Raw genomic sequence first — 4,875 nt, 5'->3', positions numbered from 1 at the left:
GGCCTGGCTGGCCCGAAGCTGCATATTTGGGCTTTTGAGAGAACATGTTGAGAACAAAAGGCTGATTGACGGTCAGAGCTGATGTTGGATGATACTTGCGTCTGGAGGTGTCATGACAGAGCAAGCATTTGCCTCGGTGTGGGGGCTTTCGTATTCTGATTTTGAATTTCTCAATCGGTTCGGGGCGAAGTCTCGGGTAGCGATTGCATGCCAGCTCCTCTTTTTTCGCCAACATGCAAGGTTTCCTGCCGACCGCAGTGATCTTGACCCTGATGTGATCGCGTACGTTGAGGATCAGATTGGGGCGACAGACGATCTTTCCTACTCATTTTCCAGTGATACCGCGCGACGGCAACGTGCGGGCATTCTCAATTTTCTTGGATTTCGTCGAGCTTCTGATCGTGACCGCGCCAACCTCCAGGCCTGGATGATTGAGCAGCTTGGTGGGCAGGACCTGACCTTGGCAGGCTGGATCGAACGTGGTTTTGACCAGGCGCGGCAGCTGGGCGTTTTTATCCCGTCAGACAAGATCATGGAACGCATTGCTCGCGCTGCTCGCCGTGATTTTCGAGATGGCTTTCTGGACCGTGTAGGCGCGCAGCTTACCGCTGAGACCATTGAAAAACTGGAATGGGCGCTTTCGGAGCCTTTAGCCGATACGGGGTTTCAGCGCCTGAAGGATGATGTGGGCGCGGCAACGCTGGAAAGCGTGTTGCTGGCAGCTAGGAAGGTGTCCTTTGTCGATGGCCTCGATCTACCAATTGCTGTTCTTGATAGGGTTGAGCGGGGATGGATTGCGCGGCTTGCGCGTCAGGTAGAAGGTGAAACCGCCTCGGAAATGCGCCGTCATGCCCCCGAGAAGCGCCTCGGACTTCTTGCGGTCTACCTGATACATCGCCGCTCGCAGCTGATCGACGGCCTCATTGATTTGCTGTTGGAGGTGGTTCATCGTCTGGGAACACGATCGCGCCGCAAGGTCATTCAGGGCATCGCGGCCGATATAGGCGCGGTTCACGGCAAGGAACGGTTGCTTGTCGAGATCGCCATGGCCGCGTTGGATCATCCCGAGGGCCGGATTGAAGACGTTATCTTCCCTATCGCTGGAGCGGGTAAGCTCCGGGCAGTCGTTGACGAACATCGCGCCAAGGGTACCTTGGACACGCGCATCCAACAAACCATGCGCAACTCATATGCTAGCCACTACCGCCGCATGTTGCCACCGTTGCTCCGGGCTTTGCGATTTCGGTCGAACAACGCAATGTGGCATCCGATATTATCCGCCTTGGATCAGATTATCCGGTTTGCGGAAGCTGCTCGCCGGGTGGTTTCTGAAGATGATACTCCAGCAGGGATTATCCCCGGGAAATGGCGCAAAACAGTCATTGACGAGAACGGCCGGGTCAATGTTGTGTCCTTTGAGCTCTGTGTGCTGACGCAACTACGGGAACGCATCCGTGCCAAAGAAATCTGGATTGAGGGCGCGGACCGGTACCGCAATCCGGATGATGATCTGCCGGGGGACTTTGCCGCGCGCCGAGACGCCTACTATGCCGATCTGGGGCTGTCACGCGACGTGCAGAGCTTTGTCGCGGGCGTTAAGGCGGACCTGGAACAGGAGCTCCACCTGCTGAATGCAACCTTGCCTGACAATGACAAAGTGCGCCTGCGGTGGGGCGGGGAGAACCGGATTTCCGTAACGCCGCTGGCGCCGGCTCCAGAGCCGACTGGTCTGGCGACGCTAAAAGCCGAGGTTGCCCGGGCTTGGCCGATGACCGGGCTTTTGGATGTTCTCAAGGAGACCGCCCTCAACACAGGGTTTCTGAACAGCTTTCAGACCTCGGCCAGCCGGGAGGCTTTGCCAGCTGTCGTGCGAGATCAACGCTTGCTGCTCTGCCTTTACGGCTTGGGAACCAACGCGGGCTTGAAACGCGTGGCCGCCGGTTCTCCCGATGTCAGTTATGACGAACTCTTGCATATCCGGCGGCGCTATATTGACCCTGCCTCCCTCAAGGCGGCGTGTGCGCAGGTTGCCAATGCGACGCTGGAAATCCGCAACCCGGAAGTTTGGGGTGCGCCGGGCACGACCTGTGCCGGGGATTCCACCAAGTTCGGAGCGTGGGACCGCAACCTGATGACGGAATGGCATGCGCGCTATGGTGGACGCGGCGTCATGATTTACTGGCATGTCGAGCGGCAGGCAACTTGCATTTATTCGCAGCTGAAACGCTGTTCGTCTTCCGAAGTGGCCGCCATGATTGAGGGCGTCTTGCGGCACTGCACTGATATGGAAATCCAGCGGCAGTATGTAGACAGCCACGGACAAAGCGCTGTCGGCTTTGCTTTTTGCCATCTTCTGGGATTTGAGCTTGCGCCACGTCTCAAAGCTATCGCGCGCCAAAAACTCGCCCTTCCGAGTGCGGGTATGCGAGGGCAACTGCCTAATCTGTTGCCAATTCTGTCAGGCGTGATCGATTGGGGTGAGATCGAACGCCAGTATGATGAAATGGTCAAATACGCAGCCGCCATGCGCCATGGGACGGCAGATCCGGAGGCCATCCTGCGCCGGTTTGCGCGATCGGATGTGATGCACCCCACCTACAAGGCGCTCGCCGAGCTTGGCCGCGCCATCAAGACGATATTCCTGTGTCGATACCTTCGGTCCGAGGCGTTCCGCCGGGAAATTCACGAAGGGCTGAACGTCGTGGAAAACTGGAACAGCGCCAACAGCTTCGTGTTCTTCGGCAAGGGCGGCGAAATCGCAACCAACCGTGTGCGGGACCAGGAAACCGCCGCGCATGCGCTGCACCTGTTACAGTCGTCATTGGTCTACGTGAACACGCGAATGGTGCAATCCGTCCTGCGTAACCCCAATGTGGTCGCACGCTTGTCCCCAGAGGACTATCGCGGCCTGTCCCCGCTCATCTATCTACACATCAACCCTTATGGCCGCTTCGAGGTCGATCTGGATAAGCGGATCGATTTTGGAGCCTTGGCCGCATAGAGGCGCTCATGGCTAAGAAAGAACCCCAGGTCCTACGACTGAAAGTCACCCTTGAAGATGTCGATCCCGCCCCGTGGCGGGAGATCGAGATCAGGTCGGACAAGACCCTCCCACACTTGCACGATGCCATTCAGGCGGCTTTCCTGTGGTACGATATGCACCTGTGGGATTTCGAGATTGGTGACCGTAAATACCAGATGAAAAACGAGGACTTCTGGATCGAACCGATGTTCGGCCCGCCGGTGATGGAGGTCACCACGAAGAAGCTCGACTTTTTCCTGAACGCCAAGGTGCCGCCGGTCATTTATACCTATGACTTTGGTGATGACTGGATGCACCGGGTTGAGTTGATCTCGAAGCGTCCCGTTGAGCCGAACGAGCCCTTACCGCGTTTTGTCGGAGGTCAATGGGCGACCCCGCCAGAGGATATCGGAGGCCCACCGATGTACGAGGCATTCAAGGAGGCGCGCGAGGACTCAAGCCACCCAGAACATGATTGGGCGAAGGAAGCCGGATACGTTGACTGGGCTCATGACGACATTCATGCCGATGCTGTCAGTGAGCAGTTCACGAAACTGCAAAGGCAAAAGACACGGCGGACATCACGATGGGTTATGGAGGGCTAGAAGCGTCACTTAGAGTATACCCATGATGGCGTTCCGTGTGAACACGGAAACAAGCGGATTTCGTGTTCACTTTGGGTCTGTTTCGCGATAATGAACAGATCATGTCAAGGGCACACTCAAAATGAACACCTATCAGGCCAAAATCGGGTACGCGCGCACTTCAACCGTCGAACAGAACCTCGATGCGCAGATTGCTGCCTTGAAAGCGGCCGGATGTGGCATGGTCCGCACCGAGCAAAAGAGCGGGACCAGCCTAGAGGGACGACCCGAGCTCAAGACGATCCTCGATTTCATCCATCCAGGAGAAACGCTGGTGGTCACGCGCATTGACCGGCTGGCCCGCAGTCTCAGTGATCTGCAGGCTATCGTCACCCATCTGAAATCCAAGGGCGCGCATCTGGCGGCAACCGAGCAGCCTGTTGATACATCCACGGCAACCGGAAAAGCCTTTTTCGATATGCTTGGCGTTTTCGCTGAGTTCGAAACTAACCTGCGCCGGGAGCGCCAAGCCGAAGGCATTGCCTCAGCAAAGCAGCGCGGTGCCTATCGCGGGCGCAAACCCAAAATCGATCTCGAGGCCATTCAGGCGAAGCTGATCGAGGGCTGCTCGCCTACCGCAATCGCGCGCGAGATGGGGATCTCGCGCGGAACAGTCTATAAAGCAAAGGCCCAAATGACCTTGGACCACAATAGCAACGAGGCGGCTGCGTCATGAAAAAGAACGCCCGCAAGCCAAAAGCCCCCGCGAAAAAAACGTCGGTCCAGACAAGTTCCAAAGTCTCCCCGCCGCGCAATCTGACGCCAGAGCTGTGCGATCGTCTGCGCCTAGACATGATGAAGGCCTGCCTCGCCGTAGCGGAAACGCATGGGTTGACGGTCGAAGGCGGCGAACTGAGCGATATCGATCTGCGTCATAGCTTCAACATCGGCTTTCGCGTCGGCATTCCGATGGAAGACGGCGCGATCTACTCGCCGGACAAAGCCATGTTCGAATGCTTGCACCGCATTTTGGACTGGAGCCATCTGATTATCGCCGAACCTTTAAAACCGGTGGAGACCTTCACCGGATCATTGGGATCAACCCTAACAGACCAAAATACCCTATCAGCACTGAACGAGTCTCAGACGGTCGATGCTTCAAGATGCCAGCTGAAAACGTCGCTTTGTATCTGCAGCGGTCAGACCAATGAAATGTACGGGCTTTGTTCTCTCAAAGGCCCAAATATGCAGCTTCGGGCCAGCTAGGCC

4 protein-coding genes are annotated in these 4,875 nt (G+C 56.9%); all 4 read left to right on the top strand.

Annotated elements, in window-relative coordinates; genetic code table 11:
• The first annotated feature begins 88 nt into the window (after window positions 1–88).
• The 4 genes from C8N42_RS20865 to C8N42_RS20850 all read left to right on the top strand — a co-directional run bounded on the left by C8N42_RS20865 (window position 89) and on the right by C8N42_RS20850 (window position 4,872).
• Window positions 89–3,001, top strand: coding sequence for a Tn3 family transposase (locus tag C8N42_RS20865; RefSeq protein ID WP_425430543.1), 2,913 nt, complete (start codon window positions 89–91; stop codon window positions 2,999–3,001).
• A gap of 8 nt (window positions 3,002–3,009) precedes the next feature.
• Window positions 3,010–3,627: a plasmid pRiA4b ORF-3 family protein gene (locus C8N42_RS20860; protein ID WP_107818306.1), complete on the top strand. Its 618-nt coding sequence runs from the start codon at window positions 3,010–3,012 to the stop codon at window positions 3,625–3,627.
• Between the two features lie 121 nt (window positions 3,628–3,748).
• Window positions 3,749–4,342, top strand: a complete 594-nt coding sequence (locus C8N42_RS20855) for a recombinase family protein (RefSeq protein ID WP_107818304.1) — start codon at window positions 3,749–3,751, stop codon at window positions 4,340–4,342.
• Entirely contained in the window at window positions 4,339–4,872 is a 534-nt protein-coding gene (locus C8N42_RS20850; RefSeq protein WP_245890329.1) for a hypothetical protein, read from the top strand. Before C8N42_RS20855 ends, C8N42_RS20850 begins: the two co-directional genes overlap by 4 nt.
• The last annotated feature ends 3 nt before the right edge of the window (window positions 4,873–4,875 follow it).

The organism is Celeribacter persicus, from assembly GCF_003050785.1.
GTDB lineage: Bacteria > Pseudomonadota > Alphaproteobacteria > Rhodobacterales > Rhodobacteraceae > Celeribacter > Celeribacter persicus.
The sequence above is the reverse complement of the archived record's forward strand: the minus strand, read 5'-3'. Positions and strand labels throughout refer to the sequence as shown.

Excerpts from the sequence above, each read along its gene's own strand:
- C8N42_RS20865 (WP_425430543.1), top strand. The coding sequence starts at position 89 with ATGATACTTGCGTCTGGAGGTGTCATGACAGAGCAAGCATTTGCCTCG.
- C8N42_RS20860 (WP_107818306.1), top strand. The coding sequence starts at position 3,010 with ATGGCTAAGAAAGAACCCCAGGTCCTACGACTGAAAGTCACCCTTGAA.
- C8N42_RS20855 (WP_107818304.1), top strand. The coding sequence starts at position 3,749 with ATGAACACCTATCAGGCCAAAATCGGGTACGCGCGCACTTCAACCGTC.
- C8N42_RS20850 (WP_245890329.1), top strand. The coding sequence starts at position 4,339 with ATGAAAAAGAACGCCCGCAAGCCAAAAGCCCCCGCGAAAAAAACGTCG.